Below are 19,645 nucleotides of genomic sequence, written 5' to 3'. Positions count from 1 at the left end.
GGGTATCCAAAATCTTTAGGGGTCTGAAATTTAGGGGTCACTTTAGGGGTCTAAACTTTAGGGGGCAATTTAGGGGTCTATTTCGGATGAGAAACAGGTGAATCTGTCTGTTTCTTTTTTATAATATTTCATGGTTATGCTCTCTATTAAAAGGAGGTAACTTATGGATTATTCTTATATTTTTAAATTGCTAAGCCTGCCTGATGATGGCTCTATCAGTATCGATAATGTTGAAGTTGCTGGCGATACGAAATATGTCTATATTTCAAGACCGCCTATAACCACTTACTGCCCTAACTGCTCATGCAGGATGCATTCTGAAGGCATCTATAAGAGAAAAATCAAACACCCTATTTTACAGGATTCTACCTGCATTATCTTTATCGTTAGCCAGAGAAAGTGGAAATGCACTAACTGTAAGACTTATGTCAATGAATCTTATCCTTTCTTCAAGCCATATAAACAATCTACTGATATTACACCTATGCTCATCCTGGAAGCTATGAAGGATCTAGCCGTTTACACTGCATCTATTGCCAGGCAGTTTCATCTTTCAGATACGAAGGTTCATGATATTTTCACTGCTTTCGTTGACTTGCCACGATTGAAACTTCCTGAATTTCTTTCTGTTGACGAAGTTCATATTGATATCTCTGAAAATGAGAAATATGCCCTAGTACTTATGGATTTCGCTTCCGGGCAGATCATAGATATCCTTCATAACCGCTGGCAGTCAACCGCAGAGGATTATTTCCTTTCAATTCCTTACGATGAAAGAAAGAATGTAAGGTTTATTATCTCTGACGCTTATAAGTCCTATATGGATTATCCTCAGCAGTTCTTTCCTAATGCTGTATCTGTTCTGGATTCCTTTCATGTAATCAAGTTCCTGACCAGTATGATTAACGACTATATCAATCTGGTGATGAAAAGCTATAAAAAGAAAGACCGTGAAGCTCTTGATCAGTCTAATTTTGAAACCAACCGTGATAATAAAACCATTAAGGAATCTCGTGAAGTTATATTGCTCAAAAAATATAGATGGGTTCTCCTTAAGAATCAGGATGATATTATTCATTCACACAGGAGATATTACCACAGATCTCTCGGTATCTATGCGGATACATATATGATCGAGAAGATGTTCCTTGAACTTGATCCCAGATTTCCTATGATCCTTGAAGCGAAAGAGAAATATATCAGTTTCAATAAAACATCCTTTGATTCTGAAGATGCTGTCATGTCTGAACTTAATAAATTGATAACTGAATTTAAGGCTTCCAGAAGCTATATCCCACGGAAATTTTCTGAATACCTTGATAAATACAAAAATGAAATTGTCCGCTCATTTACTGTTACAGAGGTATCACGGAGAAATGCCACAGACAGCGACCGTTATTACGCACGTCTATCCAATGGGCCAATGGAATCATTCAACCGGAAGCCGAAAGACTATAAGAGAAACTCTAGAGGCTTCTCTAATTTCGATTATACTAGAAACCGCATACTCTGGTCTACAAGAAATCATCCCGCAATAAGAAATATGCCAAAGCCTCAGGAAGAAATACACAGTTACAGAGGAAAAAAACGTGGAACTATAAAGTAAAAAACAATTAATAGATTGATAAAAACAAATAGAGCATAACCTAAAAAGGAATCAGCACTGTTTTTGCTGATTCCTTTTCTTTTTAACTTTAGGGGTCTTAAATTCTTTGTTTGTTTCCTTCATCCCCCTGAAGTTGCCCCCTAAATTTCTGGCGAAAACCCCTAAAAAATTTGATTACCCCAGTTCTACCTGCTTTTTTAATAGCTTTAATCTCTTATTCGTTTATCGGTTTCTTTCTCAAAACCACTTGCTTATTTAGATGACCCCAAAAAGACAATGAGTGTTTAAACTCACTGTCTTCTTGATCTTTTCACTTTTTCTATTTCTTACTTATTTTGCCACTCCAGAGCGAATATCACTAAATGGAGAGAATACACGTTTTCCACTTACCCATTTGTAAGAACGAACTTTGTAATAATAACGTCTTCCAGAAGTAAGTGATGTACTGCGCTTATAAGTAGTATATTTGTCATACGTACCTAATAAAGCATATTTTCCATTTAAACTGCTTGCACGATACAGTTGATAATAAGAAGCTTCACCATCATAATTCCAAGTGATTGATAATGCCTTTCTTACTGACTGTGAAACTGTTAAATTCTTAGGTGCCTTTAATGATGGCGTAGCACTTACCACTGGACTAAATGCTCCCATGACACGTCTTTTATTAATTACACGATAGCCACGTACTTTATAATAGTATTTTGTACCTGTTTTTAAACCAGTGCTATACTTAGTATCATAATATTTATTGTAAACACCGAGCAGAGAATATTTTCCTTTTTCACTAGTCGCACGATATACCTGATAATAATCAAATGCATTATTTTGATCCCATGTTACCTTGATTTCTGTAGAACTCAATTTCTGTAATTTAACATTTTTTACTGTAGGTACTGTTCCTGCGGTCCAACTCAGCTTATATTTGCCGCTGTCATCCCATGAACCAGAGCTTACTTTTACATAATATACATTAGAACCACAGAATTCTAAAATTTGCTGATCAGGTGAAGCAGGTTTACCATATAAATAATCATAATCCAATGTTTCTGATAAATCTTGATTATAGACATTGATATCCATATCTTCATAAGCTGAGATACTTAATCTTACAAACTTAGAAGTTGTTGTAATTTTATACCAATCTTCTTTATCTTGAGTAGTTAATGCCCCAGTAATCGTAGCACCTTTATTTAATGTCATTGCGTGATCAAAGTCATTAGGTTCTATATCATTTGTCCCTAAAGAAGATATAGAAGCTTTAATTTGATATCTGCTGGCAGCAGATCTCTCATTATCAATTACAACTTTATAAGTACCTGGTGATACATAAGCTGTAATCACTTTTGTCACAGGTGAAGCAGCAGAATCAGTATAAGCATATACTGTGTCATATCACTCAGATAAATCTGCAGAATAGTAAGACATGCTAACATCGCCATAAGACATACATGTCAACACCATTTTTGAAGCTTGACTTACTTTTAAATCATAAGTTACTTTTGCATTGTAACCTTTATCCGTACTGCCACTGATAAAAACATTTGATGTAGGCAGTGTTGCCGCATGTGTAACAATTAAATTTTCATTGCCAATGATGGTAACTGCTAATAATAGACTAACAATCCCTGCTAATAATCTTTTTACTCTTTTCATATGTTTCTCCTAATCCGTCGTCTAACTAAATTTTCACCTTTACTGGTGTGCTGAATGGTGAGAACACACGTGTTCCTTTTACCCATTTATAAGCACGCACTTTGTAATAATAGGTGTTTCCCTTCTTTAATTTTTTACTAGTACAAGTAGTTGTGTTTTTGTCATAAGTTGCCAACAATGCATATTTCCCATTCGCACTTGTGCCACGATATACTTGATAGTAGGTTGCCCCTTCAATTTTATTCCAAGTTATTTTAGCCGTTGTACTACTTGTCGCCTTAGCTGTTACTTTACTTGTTTTTGAAAGTACTGGCTTTCCTGTAATGACACTGCTAAATGGTGAGAATACACGTTCTCCTTTTACCCAGCGATATGCACGTACTTTATAATAATACGTATTGCCGGTTAATAAAGATCTGGAAATGGAGGATGTCGTTGTACTGTTATATACACCTAACAACGCATATTTCCCCGTTTTACTTGTACTGCGATAAACCTGATAATATGTTGCGCCATCTGTTAATTTCCAACTGATCTTTAACGTAGTAGAAGTATTTGGACTTGCTTTTACATTGGTAGGAGCAGCAAGTTTTGGCGTTCCCTTTACAACATTAGAGAACGGTGAATATATACCTTTTTTATTTACAACTGTATACGCTCTGACTTTGTAATAGTATGTCTGATTGGTGAGTAATGCCCTACTCTTCATACTGAAGGTATTTTCATCATAAACACCTAATAACCTAAAATCTTTTGTAGCATTGGTAGAACGATATACCTGATAGTATTTTGCGCCTTCACTCTTTGCCCATTGAACGTTTACAGAAGTTGCTCCAGCAGAACTAGTTTGAATACCAGTAGGTGTTGCTGGTTTTGTCGTAACGCTGCTTATTGTGCTAAACATACTATATTCGCCATCTTTAAACGCGCGTACTTTATAGTAATATGTCTTGCCTGCAGATACAGCAGCATCACTAATCGTCGTTGTTGTATAATTTTTACGATTCACCAAACTATAAGTGCCATTGACAGAATCCGCACGATATACCTGATAGTATTCTGCACCAGCTACTGCATCCCAACTTACTTTCACTGTATTAGAAGTAGCTGTAAGAGCACTTAAAACCGGTGTTCCAATGCTCTTACTGGTAATGATTCTTCTTGGTGAATAGCTTGAATAAAGTCTGTCACCGCTAACCATAGCATAAGCTTTCACTTTATAATGATACTCTACACCTGGTTGTGCTGTTTCATCGATTAATGTCGTAGCATTTCCTTCAGCCACCTTGCTAAAAGTGCCAGTAGCTGATGTTGAACGATACAATGCATAACCATCTGCTCCCTTAACACTTGTAAAGCTAGCTTGGATTTTTCCCTCACCTAAATTTACAAGCGTTAAATTGTTTGGTGCGTCTGGTTCATCTTGATAAACCGTTGTACCATATGGATGTGCTTTACCAAAAGCAGAAGTAAGTGCATATTCAGCGTTCAAAGTATATCCTTGTGAAACAAATGTGTCATAAGGTTTTAATAATTTCTTATAAGTCATATCATTGGTTTCTTCATAATAGGTTGCTGCACCTGTGGCATCAAAGTTATACCACTTGCCATCCATAAGAACAAGATTCCATCCGTGCGCTATGGTATCTTTCTTATCTTCTAAATAGAGATCACCATTCACACGTCTAGTTACTAAACCTAATTCTTTTAATAAACGATATGCTCCTAAGGTCTGTCCATAACATTGTGCTTCTTTGCGTACCAAAGAATCATAAGCAGTAATCATCAGATTTCCATTGTCAGGTCGAGGGTTATTGTTATAATGCAAATTGGTTGCTAAATAATCATAAACAGCTTTTGCTTTATCATAGTCTGATGAAGCCTGTGTAATACCATTATTGGCAAATGATGCTAGTATTTGTGAAACCTTTGCATCTACCGCTTCCTCTTCCTGTTTACTTGTATAATAATCAAGTTCAAATGTAAATGTATAAGAATTCAAGCTGCCTACTTTACCATCGATTCCAGTCGTTATACGAATCGTATTTGGTTTAATCGTATATCGTAAATAATCCCCTTGCGTAGCTGTAGCAGGATCTGCTTTTTCATCATCTGTCCTAGCCATCTCATATAATTCGTTTCCTAAGCCTGAAGGGAATGTCCCAGCGTTATAAATAAGGGAAATCTTTTTATTTCGCTTGACCATCTGTTCTTTGAGATAGTCTGCCGCCTTTGCCTTATTTGTAAATTCATTCGCTGCAGGATTACTAGCTACTGCTTTCACTGTAACTTCATTTGAATCGACTTCTTTGCCATTAACGCTTTCTCTGATCTTATATGTGTATTCTTTTCCAATCGTCAAATTTGTTGCATCAAGGAAAAACAACCCATATTTAGGATCTCTTTTTACCAAACCGTCATAATAGCCATCATCGCGTTTTCTCATAATCATGTATTCTGCATCCGTTGGATCACTCACACGATTGCTTGCTGTCCATTTCAATAAGATACCATTATCACGATCTGCTTTAGCTGTTAAAACCGGTGTAGCAGATGCTGCATGTACTGTCATGAATGTTGTTGGAATCAAGGTCGAGACTGATAAAACGAATGCACATACTAATACCATAAACTGCTTCATTTTACTCTTCATACTATTTCTCCTTTCAATGTTCTATATGCTCAATATCAATTCTTCACTCCTTTCTGTTTTATTGATGAGAAAGGTTACACCTCTCTTTGCATCTACTATTTATGTGAATCCTTCTTTTTTGAAGTTTCCGCTGCTGAAAATTTATAAACTGTTATGCCTTTGGTGTTTTCACCAAATCGCTTAATCTCTTTCACTTTCACCTTATGTTTTGTAACCCGTTCAATATTCATTTGTGCTACTTCAACATAAGTCGGATTTGCCGATGTGAAATAGATATTTTTTTTCAAAAGATCTTCCCAATACAAGGATGTCAAGCCATTCTTTTCCAATTGTTGATAATACAATTCTGAGAATGTATAGGAACCGCCGGCGACCATCGTATTAATTGGTTTTTCATTAGGATAAACAACGAATGGATTACGATTTACCGTTCCGGCAGAGAAATCATAAACATAAAAATGCTCAGGATTCTGTATTGCGTATTTTTCGAAATTCTGAAACTGTTCAGAAGTGGCTTCCGTATTTGTTTGTGTAGCTGCATAATCTTTATCTATATAGACCATATAAATACCGCCTACACTTACTACAAGAGTTATAGCAAGCATTGGTTTAAAGACCTTTTTATAGGATACATCCAGCCAACGCAGAAACATCGTCATCATAAACATGAAACAAGGAATCAGTAAAGACTGATAACTTCTTAATGGCAACCTGCCTTTAAATCCAAGATAAAGCAGTAATACGGCAAACCCGCCGCAGCAACATATGCTTACAAGTATATGAAACCATTGTTTCTCTTTTTTTGCAACCATTAAATTCAAAATCACGAAAATTAAAAATATACTGAGTAAGGAATATTGTACAAAGCTATAATCATATAAAAGCTCTCGTATATTCGTTACCGTTTTACTGAGTGCTGAATGCTTATTTGCCTGATACGCCTCTGTTATCGTTTTTAAAGAGGAAGCATTTATATTTTCATCCATATACAATAAACAAAGCGTTGCACGATACGTGCTATTATCCCATTGGACAGCATTATATAGCTTTTCATGTCCCTTATAAGGTGGATGTTGCCCGTAATCCATATACTTAACTCTATAGTCATTATACGTATTATATGCCTGTGTAATCTCGCTTTTATTTTTAATATACAAGCTTACAAAACGAACACCAAAGCAACTAATCACTAACGCGATTACAAATGTACAAATTTTTAACGTATGTAAATGTTTCTTCTTTTTCGTTAAATCCGGACAATACAGATAACATGTAGCAATCTGATAAACACAAGATAGTGCAAAGAAACACATGATGCTATACCAGGAAAGAGTACGCGTCATAAAGCTGAGCAATAATGCGATAAAGCAATATGCATATATGCATATCTTGGTACTGCGTTTATCAGAATGTTTCATTGATGCCATAACAACCACTGCTGATGTTCCCAAAATGGTCGATGTCACCGTAAATTGAATGGAAACTAGCGGAACCATAAAAATGAAAAGTAAACTAATGATCTGCGCACAGATTGGAAATGCAATCGACACCTTCTTATCCTTCGCCAGTTTATAAAAACATAAAAACATCACACTTTCCGATAGATACATCGCGAAAATATGATAAATCGTATACCACGGCAAAGATGGTAACAGCTTATATAATACCCCGATCGGTACACCTAGAAAATAATTGATAAAGGCTTGTTGTGGATACGCTTCCCCTGAAGCATATCCTGCCAAAGCATACATAATGCGTGAGTCGTCATTTGTCGCATAAGATACATCCGCTGTTAAAAGGACGATGGCATAACAAAGAAAGGTTAAGCCAAAGGCGAGTAACCATTTCCCTTTTCGCGAATTTATAATTTCTTTTATTTTCTCCATAACGGACCTACCTTATAATGAGAATACGATGATCCCTACGACCATGATGCCTAAACCGATTAGTTTCTTTCTAGAAGGAATTTCATGCAAGAAAATTCTGCTTACAAGCGCCACTAAAATAAAACTACAGGAATTCCAGACCGGTGCCATAGATACCGGAACTACTTTATGAGCAATTAAGGAACAAACAGTAGAAAGGAACATCATACCATAGCCAATAATTGTCAATACATTTAAATATTCATAAATCCAAGATTTATAATGACGCATTGCTGCTTTTTTCAAGATCAATTGGGAGAAAGTGGCAATTAAGATGCCAACCACCATGATGACATAATACCAGAACTCAGCCATTAGAAGTCACCACCGTATAAACGCCAACCATAATGATGGCAGATCCTATGATCATAGGAAGTGTGATTTGTTCATGGAAAATAAGACTTCCCATGATAATTCCCCAAATCATGGATACTGGACGATTGCTATATGCAGTAGATAAAGATACATGTTTTAATATCATCTGCCAAACAATTGCATAAATACCCAGAATAGCTAAAGATATACCAAAATATAATATAAATTCAAATGACATAAAACTTTCAAGTGCTGCCATTTTATTAAAAACACCTGAAAGTGAATAGAAAAATATCGCTATCTGTAAAATCAAGATTTGCCCGATCGTTATCTTTTTTTCTTTCATAAAACTCCTCCGTATCTGTTATTTCTTTTCCACATTTAAGGTTTCGCGTACTTCATATTGCGGCTGATTACTTAATGTCAGATACATGCGGCCGATGTATTCCCCCATCAATCCGATCATAATCATTAACAATCCACCGATAATCAATATTACTGTAATCAAAGAAGTGTATCCAACAAGAATCGAAGGATTTAATAATTTCCTTATGACTAAGATAATTCCTATAATAAAACCAATAGCCGAAAACAGTAATCCCATCATAGAAGACAGTTGCAAAGGTACAATCGAGAAATTAACCATACCGTTTAGCCAAACTTTAAAACGCTTCTTAAAGTTATACCCGGATGTCCCTTCCAATCTTTTTTTGTGTTCCAACTTTATGCTGGTGATTCTTCCGGCGATTTGATAAATATAGCCGAAAATGGAAGGAAACGGACTCTGATATTTTTTCAAACTATCTGTACACATCTTATTGATTGCAAAATAAGCTGAAGATACAGCACCTTTTGGACGTTTTCCCATTGCGGTATATACTTTGGCAGAGATTGCGCTTGTAAAACGATTCATAAACTTTGTCTGTTTCTGTGAAAAATCTGCACTTACCAGATCATAGCCTTCTTCAATCTTATCAACAAGATCAAATAAATGATCTATAGGATGCTGGCCATCATCATCCATGAAAACCGTACAATCTCCTTCAATATATGGAATGCTTGCCATACGAGCTGTTGCTTGCCCCCAATTACGGGATAAGTTTACCCCAACTATATTCTCATCTTCTTGACATAAGGAACGGATAACATCAAAAGTGTTATCCGGAGAACAGTCATTAACCAAAATAATCTGATAAGAATAGGATGGTCGCTGTGCTACTGTTTTCTTGATTTGTTCTACCACATAGGGCAATGTTTTGGCAGAGCGATAACATGGGATTGATACTGTAATTTTCATCTAATCAACCTTTCTAATCTAATAACAGCTTACTGTCAAAACCATCTAACAGCATGCTTTCGCCTTTATCATCCAAGACTTCAAATATCTCATAAACAGTGTCAATAGCTTTCGCCATAGTTACACGGTCTTCTGTTTTCAAAGTTACACGACATAATATCTGACGTTGTGTACCCATAAGTTTTTCCGTAATATCTTCACCACCGTAATACCATGGAGACACATCCACAATTTCTGGCAGCTTCCGTAATTCTTCTACACCGATGACCTTTTCCACATGCCCAGGTCTACCCAATAAGGACAATGTACAATATACATGATCAAAATCAGGCTTTGCTACTTTCGCAAGATCTGGTTCATTCATCTCTCCCGTTAACGCATGATGAATCATCATATCCATGGTACTAAAGCCGTTTTCTTCTTTTAACAAGTTGTATTGCTTCGCACCATTGAAACGATAGCCCATTTCATAAAAAGGACATTCATTTTCTGTCGCAAACCCCTGAATAAATAATGTACCGTTCTGTAATCCGATAGATTCAAACATTTCCACTACTTTCTGATTTTGCGTTTCCTGATAAAATTGCAAATGTTTTGATGGATAAATATAAGCTAATGGTAGTTTCATAAAATTACCATCGCTTTCACGCAAGTAGCGATCATGCATCGCCGTTAAGTAAACCTTTCCATTTTGAATAGCATAGCTAATGCCAATTTCATCACTGATTACATAGGTTTCAATAATAACACTGCCTGTTGGTGAATATGATTTTGCTCTTTCATAAGCAGCTAAAAAGGCTTCTTCATCATTACAAACGGAAATGCCTCCACCGCCACTTCCATCTACAGGTTTAACAATAACCGGATAAATCAGTGAACTGCAATCTATTCCTTCATCTGTTTCCTCTACATGGAATTCATGAACGACTGGTACATGATGCGTCCTACATAATTCCTTGAAATTATTCTTATTAGAACAGATATCCCATTGTTCCTTCGTACAATAGAAAGGTTTATTTAACCGTTTGCATAAAGCCATGGTCATTTCGATAGAAAACTCACTAGATCCGGTCATAATACCATCAGCTTTTACTTCTTTTGCTAATGCTTCCAATGCATCTAAATCAGCAGTACTTACGGTTTCAATCTGGTCTGCAAAACGTTTTGCCGGAGTTAAAGTTACATCAAGATTTCCTGTAACAATCGTATAAACTCCCATTCTTTTCGCGAATTGTACTACATCGGCGGCAATTGGATTCACACCAGCCAAAACTAATAAACGTTTCCCTTTTAAATCATTCATCACCTTGTTACCTCCTCTTTGCGATAAGGCAAAATCATCTGTTCGCCATGTTCGTCATATACACGAAGTGTTTTTAAGATCCATTTAATTTTATCATATAAAAGATCACTATTTGCTGCCACTACATGGATACGCGCAAAATTTTGATCCAACGTCCCTGTGGAATCAATTCGATCTTGTTCAAAATGCAGCTGGTGCACATAAAGAATAGATGCATCCTGCTTAATTTCCTCAAGACCTTCGATTTTGCTGATTGTTCCTTTTTTCAATAGCGGTGATAGTTCACAAGCTGCACCTTGAAAGATCGAAGCCTTTGTATCTGTCACGCTCTTATTGCCAAATATTCCTTCTACCGCATATTGAATCATAAATTCTAGCGGATTATAATGTTCAAAATGTTCTACAAATTTATATTCCATGGTTGCATTTAATCGATAACCCATTTCATAAAAATAGAAATTATCTTCATCATAGAATGCTTCCATAAAAAATACACCCTGTTTTAGACCAAAGTTTTCAAACATAGCACATACCTTGTCATTCACTTTGGTGATGTATTTCTGTATATACTTAGATGGATGATGGAAAGCCACAGGTACTGGAGAGCCATCCTGATCATTGCGTGTAATACGATCAGATAATGACATTAATTTTACTTTTCCATTTTGCACAATATAATAAGCTTCAACATTTTTACCACGCATATATTTTTCAATGATGAGTTGCTTGCTGATTGAATTCTCAAGTGCATATTCAATACCTGCTTTTAGCTCCAATGCATTTTGACAGATTGAGATTCCATGTCCGCTATAACTATCTACAGGCTTAACGATAACCGGATAATGAATGCTCGCATAATCTATGCTTTGTGTTTGGGAATCAAAAGAATAAGCCGGCACGGTAGGCACCTCATACTGTTCGCAAAGCTTTTTAAAACGCTTTTTATTTGAACAAATATCCCATTGCTCTTTGCTTGCATATACAGGCAGTCCCGCCTTTTCACAAAGCTCTATCATATTCTTGATATTAAATTCACTGGCGCCGGTAAATACACCATCGATATCATGCTCCTGAATGTAGTTGATCAAAGCCGGATAATCTGTCGTACTGATGATAGCCGCGTGATCAGCTTCCTTTTTCGCAATGCCATCTTCTAAATAATCGGCAACAGTAACCTCAATGCCCATGTGTTTTGCCGTCTTCACCACATCGAGTGTTGACATCGTACCACCAAGCACTAATAATTTCTTTTGTTTCTTCATTGTATATCAGGCTCTTTCTACTGCATGTTCTGCTAAGTTAACTTGTTCACGTGCTTTTACGATATAATACAAGATTTCATTTACTGGTGTAGGCACTCCACACTCTTCTCCTAATTTAATAACGGTTCCACCAAAATAATCAATTTCTGTTTTTCTGCCAGCTTCTAAATCTTGTAACATAGATGTTTTCTTTTCTGGTGGATAGTTAATCAGCGTCGTAATCATATCTTCTTTATCCTTAGTTGTTAGATGAATTTCTTTTTTCTTTGCAATATCAACAATTTCTTGCATGGCACGATCTAAAGCGATTTGAATTTCTTTAAACTCGCCAAAATATTTGAATTTTGCTGAGGTTAACAAAGAAATCTGGTTGGCTCCGATATTAACCATCCATTTTCTCCACAACATCCGTTTCATATCTTCATATACATGATAATTGATATGGTTTGCTTCTAAAATATTGATAACTGTTTTTACATCTTCAGAAAAATGGATATTTTCTTCTTCTCCAAACTGAATCTCGCCCAACGTTTTAAATGTGATATTATCATCGGTACGATTTGCATCCGTACGCATGACGATACCATATAAAACCTTATTGTTTGGAAATGCCTCTTGTAAAGCATCTACTGCCGTAACGCCATTTAACAAGGATAAGATAATGGTATCCTCATCAATAACAGTTTTAATATCTTTAATTGCCGCATGCAAAGAATAGTTTTTAACTAAAACCATCAATAATTTAATTTTTCCATGATCTTCCTTGGTCGCAATATGTGGATGTAATACCTCATTATTAACGCGTATACCTTCTTTTTTCAAGCGCTCCGCACGTTTGCCGTTTGCCACAAAGGAAAACCTATGTACCCCATTTTTCATAAATACGCTGCCATAGGATGCGCCTACGGCACCAGCCCCGATAATTGCTACTTCTTCCATATCAATCTCTCCTTTAACCTAATATTTCATCTACGAATGCTTTATCTTTTGTCGTAAAGATATAAAAGCCAAATCTTGTTGAACTATCTACTACATCATGATTTCCGACTTCGGTGATTTCACTGACATACTGAAGTGTTTCCGGATGCTTTCGTTGTAGCTTTCTTAATGTATCAATATCATCATGATCAAAGATAAATTTAATACCGGCATATTCATCCTCTTTTTTCTTCTTTAATGTCGGTTTTTTACCGCAGGCAACCTCGATTACCATTTCTACAAAATCATATCCGGTTGACAAATAAACTAAATCAGAACCGATACAATCACCGCCCATACGAGAACCTATTTCAATAATTTTAATGGCCCCTTGATGATCAATCTTAAATTCACAATGAGAAGCCCCATTTTGAATATGAAGGGCATCCAATGCTTTAAATATTTCTTTTTGGTATGCCGTGATTTTGTCCATTGGAATATTTGAAGGTTCCACATGACCGGTTTCAATGAAATGAGGAGCACCCGACGTATATTTCTGCGTAAATGCCAAGAAGGTATGCTCTCCTTGATAAGAAATACATTCACAGCTATATTCCGGACCTTCAATGAATTCCTCTATGATGGCCTTTTTCTCGAATGCATATGCTGTTGCAATCTGAATTGCTTTATCTAAAGCTTCATAAGTTTCGATCTTGGTAATGCCTCGACTTCCTGAGCGATCTGTTGGCTTGACGATCAACGGAAACGTAAAAGATGAAAGTTGTTCTTTTTCAACATGTCCTTTTGTTTCAAGAAACTTCGGAACATCAATTCCATTCGCCAGAAAGGCTTTTCTCATTTCATATTTATTCGTACAAATCACATCAGATATTTCTGGATTTGTTGGAAGATGAAGAGAACGTGCCACATAATTTACCGTAAGTACCGCTAAATCAGAGCCGATAGATACAATTCCTTGCGGATTGATCTGTTTACATTGCTCTAATATAATTTCTTTTTCCGTGATGCTGATGGGATAAAAATAATCTGCAAAATCTTTACCGACAGCTCCTTCCGCCCATGCAAAGACATGCGTTTCATATCCCATCTCTTTGGCTTTTTTTATTAAGGGAAGCTGAAATTCACCAGCACCTATAATGACAAGCTTATCCATATAATATCATCCTTCTAATACTTCCTTGATCGAATCAACAACATACATTGCATCTTCGCTTGTCATATCCACATACAAAGGCAAGCGTAAGATACGTTTTGCTAAATCCTCTGTTACTGGAAGCATTTCCGGAGTATATCCTAATTTTAAACCATATGGTGCAGAATGAAGTGGCACATAACAAATGTAGCTTGCAATTCCTTTTTCCTTTAATTTATTAATCAGATGAGTACGTTTTTCTTCACTAGGCAATACGATACAGAACATATGTGCGTTATGTTCAATGTCTGCTGGTAAATATGGTCTACGCAAGTATCCCTTATCTTCTAAATCCTTTAAGCCGTTATAATACGTATTCCAAACATTCATACGTTTTTCAAATATCTCTTCATAACGATCCATTTGGGCAGATAATATCGCCGCCAGTACATCACTTGGCAAGAAAGATGAGCCAATATCATGCCATGTATATTTATCGACCAATCCTCTTAAGACATTGCGTCGGTTTGTTCCTTTTTCACGAATGATTTCGGCGCGTTCCATGTATTTATCTTCATTAACAACAATTGCGCCACCTTCTCCCATGACATAGTTTTTTGTTTCATGGAAACTGTAGCAGCCGAATTCTGTTAACGTACCTGCATATCTTCCTTTGTATGTAGAACCAACTGCCTGAGCAGCATCTTCAATAACAAATAATCCATATTTATTAGCGATTTCATTAATTTTATCCATTTCACAAGGGAAACCAGCATAATCCACCGCATAAATCGCTTTTGTTTTTGGTGTAATCAGACCTTCAATTAAATTCTCGTCAATATTAAAGGTATCTTCACGAATATCACAGAAAACTGGTTTCGCTCCTCTTAACAGAAAAGCGTTGACGGTTGATGAAAAGGTAAAGGATGGTGTAATGACTTCATCACCCGGCTCGAGATTAATTAAAATAGATGCCATTTCCAAAGCGGTTGTCCCAGAGGTCGTCAACAGCATATTTATAATACCAAAGCGTTCTTCAAACTGCTGATATACCTTCGTTGTAAACTTACCATCTCCCGATAAGATGTTTGTGCCATCCATAGCCTCCAAGACGTTGTTTTTTTCTTTTTCCGTAATTGATGGTTTATTAAATTTTATCATACTTACTTCCTCCCAGCTAATTCTCTAGCCTTATCTACCATATCGGCTTGTACTTTAATTTCCCCATAAATGCGTTCTCGTGTTGCTGCATCATGTACAGCCTCATAAAACATTCGGATAGATTTCCTAAAATGTGAATCTGCTTGTAGCTTTATATCACTTACTTCGTTGTTATGCAAAATATGCAAAGTCGGACATAAGTCATCCGGTGCCGTAAAGATGCGATCCGTACTTAAGATGCCCTGACTGCCCCAGATGGATAATTTACATTGGTATTCACAATCCATGCCGAATTCCCCAAGAAACACTTCATCCTTTTCATTTTTAAACATATAGGAGCCATACATGTCAACACCAAACTCATCATAATCTTTCATGACACAGGACAGCATCTCTATGTTTTCGCCCAATAGTTTTGTAGCCAGTTTAATCACATAACCGCCGGCATCTAACAAGGCGCCTCCACCCAGTGCCTTATTGTAACGAAAATCATTCGCCGGACGCATTGGGAATCCAAAACGGGCATGATAAGAATGAACCTTTCCAATGGTGCCTTTCTTTAGCTGTTCTTTCACATCTTCGATTTGCTGATGATATTGAAACATATAGTTTTCATGTAACGCCAGTTTTTTCGCTTGCGCCAATGTGATGAGTTCCATACTGTCCTTATAACAAATCGTAGATGGTTTCTCAACAAACACATGCTTTCCATGTTCTAAAGCCAATTTCGCCCAACGATAATGCAATGCCGGTGGTAATGGCAAATAAACAGCATCAATATCATCTGCACAAATGACTTCATGATAGCTCTTATAAACTTTTCCGCCATAGCTTTCCACAAATGTTTCCGCTTTTTTAAATTCGTTGGCAATCACCTCATCAGCAACCTCGCCATCCCATTCAGAAGGATCAGCGACAGCGACACCCATGTAAGTAAAGCCATCTTCTTTCTGCAAAGAAGGCAGAAATCTACGAAATGCAATTTCCGATGGACAGATAATACCAATTCTAATATTTTTCATGTGTCTTATACCTCCAATAGTGATAGCAAATTACGTAATTGAATATTCAAGCAATTATTGACTTGGACTAATGTATTCAGCGTCTTATAATCAACCCAGAAATAGCCATCCTGCTCATTTGCGATAACATCTTCTTTATTTATTTCGATGATAACGTTTCGATTCTGCTCATGGTAGAAACGCCCGCCTTCTTCTGATAAAAGAACATCATGTAAAACGTGTTTTTGTTCCTTCATCTTTTGCATGAACACTGTGCCCACCTGATCATAAGGCCCATGCAGGTGTGATGGTTCTAATTGCAGCGTTGGTCCTAATTCAATCAGATCAAAACAGCCAATTTCTTTTTTCGCCTTGATCAAAAACTTACGCACGCCGTTTTCAATACAGGTAAACATACCGAATAAGGCAATGCCGGTAGCTTCAAATAAGGGTTGTGTCCAGCGCGTTACTTCTCTTCCTTCAATCATGATATCACAGAAGATCACCTTGAAATCATGTGCCTTTTTACAGACGATTTCATTGTTTTTTTCTTCCCAGCTGCTTAATGCGGATAATGGCACCAACGCATCTGTTGTTTCTTCAAACATCTTCACATTATTTATGTATTGATAAATTCTTGGAATCATGGCTTCCCCATGCGTATCAAATACCGAAGCAACCAGTGCGGCATCGTTAGCTGCATGTTTCATCTTGCTCAGTGTCTCGCGATCTAAGGTATGCGCATAGTATGGAATACAGGATAGAACGGTTCTTGTATCCATATTGACAATGTTATCCCGTCTCATTAAGCGTTTGATTTGCCCTAATGTCATCCATTTGAAATTCTTTTCTAACGGAATGTCTTCATCAACCTTGATGATAATGTTGCGATTGCGCTTTTTATAAAATCTTGACGACTGCTCGGATTGGATTTGATCTACAATGATTTCATAGTCTGCGGCATTAATAAAATAATCAAGATATTTTGGTTTCTTTCCGCCATGCTTCTGCGTAAAATTACTCTTGGTCGCCTGTATCGTTGGAGAAAGCTGTATCTTATTAAGATTGCCGGGCTCTATTTTGGCCTGCATCAGAAAATGCAAGACACCATCGATTTCTTTACATATAATACCTAAATAACCGATTTCATTTTGCAAAATGACCGGCTGTTCTAACACAACCGTGTTTCCGCTTTTTCTTTGAAACCCCTTAATCGCAAAAAAACTGCGATTCTTGTTTCTGATTTCCCCCGCATCTTCATCATAAAACCAAAAATCACTTTGTTTTAATGCTATTTTATGTATGTCAACTTTTGTATTGTTATTCAATTCTGCTATCCAGGCATCTATCTCATTATTATCAGAAACATTACCTTCTACCTGTAGCCAGGAATGGAATAATGCATAAAATAAATTACTCATAGTTTTCAGCCTCTCGCTACGGTTGCATCTTCTTCCGCAAGACGCTGTAAGTATTTTCCATATTCTGTCTTATAAAATTCTTCAGCTAATGCTAATAATTGCATCTTATCGATAAATCCTTTAACATATGCGATTTCTTCAATACAAGAAACATATAACCCCTGACGCTTTTGAATAGAAGCGACATATTCAGACGCTTCCATAAGCGAATCATGGCTTCCTGTATCAAGCCAAGCAAAACCACGTCCTAAGATTTTTACATTCAATCTTCCCTCACGCAAATAATGATTATTGATTGAGGTTATCTCGATTTCACCGCGTGCAGACGGTTTTACCTTTTTGGCTATTTCAACTACATCATTATCATAGAAATATAATCCTGGAACAGCATAGTTGGATTTCGGGTGTTCCGGTTTCTCTTCCAGGGTCAAAACCTTTCCTTCTTTATCAAACGTAACTACACCATATTCTCGAGGATCTCGAACATAATATCCAAAAATTGTTGCCCCTTCTTGTTCTACTGCTTTCTTTAACACATTGGAAAAATGTCTTCCATAGAAGATATTATCACCAAGCACCAAAGCCACACGATCCTTACCGATAAAAGATTCTCCTATAATAAAGGCTTCAGCTAAACCTCTTGGCTGTGCCTGAATGGCATATTCAAGGCGTAATCCCAGCTGACTTCCATCACCTAACAGTTCCTTGAAAACTTCAATATCTCTAGGTGTTGAAATAATTAATATTTCACGAATATTCGCTAACATGAGTGTCGATAAAGGATAGTAAATCATCGGTTTATCATACACCGGTAGAATTTGTTTTGATACAGCTTTCGTTAATGGATACAGTCTAGTACCTGAACCGCCTGCTAAAATTATTCCCTTCATATGTCATTACCGCCCTTCATACATTGTTTTATAATATTCCTGATATTGACCGCTTGTAATATGTTCAATCCATTCCTTATGCTCGTTATACCATGCCAATGTCAGTTTAATGCCATCCTCGAGCTTCGTCTCTGGATACCAGCCAAGCTCTTCGCTAATTTTATGAGGGTCGATGCCATAGCGTTTATCATGCCCTTTTCGATCTGTCACATAGGTAATCATATGTTCGCCGACAGTAGCATCAATATGTTCTTTCACATAGTTAATAATCGTCTTAACAATAAAGATATTGGTTCGCTCATTATGACCGCCAATGTTGTAAACTTCACCTAAACGGCCACTGTTAATGACCATATCGATACCTTTGCAATGATCTTCTACATATAACCAGTCACGAATATTCATACCATCGCCATATACCGGTAAATTCTTATGTTCTAATGTATTATTGAAAACAAGTGGTATTAATTTCTCAGGGAACTGGTATGGTCCGTAATTGTTACTGCAACGTGTGATATTGATAGGAAATTTATAAGTATCGGCAAATGCTTTTACAAATAAGTCCGCACTCGCCTTAGAAGCGCTGTAGGGACTATGCGGACAAATTGGTGTTTCTTCCGTAAAATATCCTTCATCTCCCAAAGAACCATAAACCTCATCTGTGGATACCTGCAAATACTTCACCCCGTCTTTATAAGTATCATCGCCAATCTCCCAATATTTTTTGGCAATCTTTAATAAATTCACGGTTCCGTTTACATTTGTTTCCACAAAAATTTCCGGATGCAGAATACTGCGATCCACATGACTTTCCGCCGCAAAATTGACGACATAGTCAATATCATACGTTTCAAATAACTGTGTGATCTTTGCTTCATCACAAATATCCGCTTGTACAAAGATATGACGTTCATCCTCTTCAATTTGTTTTAAATTTTCCAAATTTTCTGCATATGTTAATTTATCAACATTGATAATTTTAATATCATCATATTTATTTAATAAATAATAAACAAAATTACTCCCAATAAAACCTGCTCCGCCTGTTACTAAGTATGTTTTCATTTCATATCCTCTCCAATAA

17 protein-coding genes are annotated in these 19,645 nt (G+C 36.6%); 1 reads left to right on the top strand and 16 read right to left on the bottom strand.

The window, feature by feature from the left end; genetic code table 11:
• Positions 1-163 precede the first annotated feature (163 nt).
• The gene (locus tag AC1VS3_RS06350; RefSeq protein WP_008687035.1) at positions 164-1,606 is read left to right on the top strand and encodes an ISL3 family transposase; all 1,443 of its coding nucleotides are present in this window, start codon (positions 164-166) and stop codon (positions 1,604-1,606) included.
• A gap of 330 nt (positions 1,607-1,936) precedes the next feature.
• On the opposite strand, the gene AC1VS3_RS06345 is transcribed toward AC1VS3_RS06350, so the two are convergent.
• From AC1VS3_RS06345 to rfbB, 16 genes are all read right to left on the bottom strand, one after another.
• Complete coding sequence (locus tag AC1VS3_RS06345) at positions 1,937-2,809, bottom strand: hypothetical protein (RefSeq protein WP_481275549.1); 873 nt, start codon at positions 2,807-2,809, stop codon at positions 1,937-1,939.
• Between the two features lie 192 nt (positions 2,810-3,001).
• Positions 3,002-3,262, bottom strand: a complete 261-nt coding sequence (locus AC1VS3_RS06340) for a hypothetical protein (RefSeq protein ID WP_008687031.1) — start codon at positions 3,260-3,262, stop codon at positions 3,002-3,004.
• Positions 3,263-3,287: 25 nt separating this feature from the next.
• On the bottom strand, positions 3,288-5,915 hold the full coding sequence (locus AC1VS3_RS06335; RefSeq protein ID WP_008687029.1) for a transglutaminase domain-containing protein: 2,628 nt from the start codon (positions 5,913-5,915) through the stop codon (positions 3,288-3,290).
• Positions 5,916-6,010: 95 nt separating this feature from the next.
• Positions 6,011-7,801, bottom strand: coding sequence for a hypothetical protein (locus AC1VS3_RS06330; RefSeq protein WP_008687028.1), 1,791 nt, complete (start codon positions 7,799-7,801; stop codon positions 6,011-6,013).
• A 12-nt stretch (positions 7,802-7,813) separates the two neighbouring features.
• Positions 7,814-8,155: an EamA family transporter gene (locus AC1VS3_RS06325; protein WP_008687026.1), complete on the bottom strand. Its 342-nt coding sequence runs from the start codon at positions 8,153-8,155 to the stop codon at positions 7,814-7,816.
• A complete protein-coding gene (locus AC1VS3_RS06320) occupies positions 8,148-8,501 on the bottom strand; it encodes a DMT family transporter (RefSeq protein ID WP_008687025.1) in 354 nt (117 codons plus the stop codon). Before AC1VS3_RS06320 ends, AC1VS3_RS06325 begins: the two co-directional genes overlap by 8 nt.
• A gap of 18 nt (positions 8,502-8,519) precedes the next feature.
• Positions 8,520-9,452 (bottom strand): glycosyltransferase, encoded by a 933-nt coding sequence (locus AC1VS3_RS06315; protein ID WP_008687023.1) that lies wholly within the window; start codon positions 9,450-9,452, stop codon positions 8,520-8,522.
• A 13-nt stretch (positions 9,453-9,465) separates the two neighbouring features.
• Entirely contained in the window at positions 9,466-10,755 is a 1,290-nt protein-coding gene (locus AC1VS3_RS06310) for an ATP-binding protein (RefSeq protein ID WP_008687021.1), read from the bottom strand.
• The gene (locus tag AC1VS3_RS06305; protein ID WP_008687019.1) at positions 10,755-12,017 is read right to left on the bottom strand and encodes an ATP-binding protein; all 1,263 of its coding nucleotides are present in this window, start codon (positions 12,015-12,017) and stop codon (positions 10,755-10,757) included. The genes AC1VS3_RS06310 and AC1VS3_RS06305 overlap by 1 nt, the downstream gene beginning before the upstream one ends.
• A 6-nt stretch (positions 12,018-12,023) precedes the next feature.
• Positions 12,024-12,956: a ketopantoate reductase family protein gene (locus AC1VS3_RS06300; protein WP_117548101.1), complete on the bottom strand. Its 933-nt coding sequence runs from the start codon at positions 12,954-12,956 to the stop codon at positions 12,024-12,026.
• Between the two features lie 13 nt (positions 12,957-12,969).
• On the bottom strand, positions 12,970-14,109 hold the full coding sequence (locus tag AC1VS3_RS06295; protein ID WP_008687015.1) for an ATP-grasp domain-containing protein: 1,140 nt from the start codon (positions 14,107-14,109) through the stop codon (positions 12,970-12,972).
• Between the two features lie 6 nt (positions 14,110-14,115).
• Positions 14,116-15,249 carry a dTDP-4-amino-4,6-dideoxygalactose transaminase gene (gene rffA, locus AC1VS3_RS06290; protein WP_117548098.1) on the bottom strand — a complete coding sequence of 378 codons (1,134 nt, stop codon included), beginning with the start codon at positions 15,247-15,249 and terminating at the stop codon, positions 14,116-14,118.
• A gap of 2 nt (positions 15,250-15,251) precedes the next feature.
• On the bottom strand, positions 15,252-16,271 hold the full coding sequence (locus AC1VS3_RS06285; protein ID WP_117548097.1) for a Gfo/Idh/MocA family protein: 1,020 nt from the start codon (positions 16,269-16,271) through the stop codon (positions 15,252-15,254).
• A 5-nt stretch (positions 16,272-16,276) separates the two neighbouring features.
• Positions 16,277-17,671 carry an NDP-hexose 2,3-dehydratase family protein gene (locus AC1VS3_RS06280; protein ID WP_008979199.1) on the bottom strand — a complete coding sequence of 465 codons (1,395 nt, stop codon included), beginning with the start codon at positions 17,669-17,671 and terminating at the stop codon, positions 16,277-16,279.
• Between the two features lie 5 nt (positions 17,672-17,676).
• Complete coding sequence (gene rfbA, locus AC1VS3_RS06275) at positions 17,677-18,561, bottom strand: glucose-1-phosphate thymidylyltransferase RfbA (RefSeq protein WP_117548096.1); 885 nt, start codon at positions 18,559-18,561, stop codon at positions 17,677-17,679.
• A gap of 6 nt (positions 18,562-18,567) precedes the next feature.
• Entirely contained in the window at positions 18,568-19,626 is a 1,059-nt protein-coding gene (gene rfbB, locus AC1VS3_RS06270; RefSeq protein WP_481275553.1) for a dTDP-glucose 4,6-dehydratase, read from the bottom strand.
• Positions 19,627-19,645 lie beyond the last annotated feature (19 nt).

The sequence above is a fragment of the Longicatena sp. genome (genome assembly GCF_982403165.1).
Note: the sequence above shows the minus strand (reverse complement) of the source record. Positions and strands in the feature narration are given on the sequence as shown.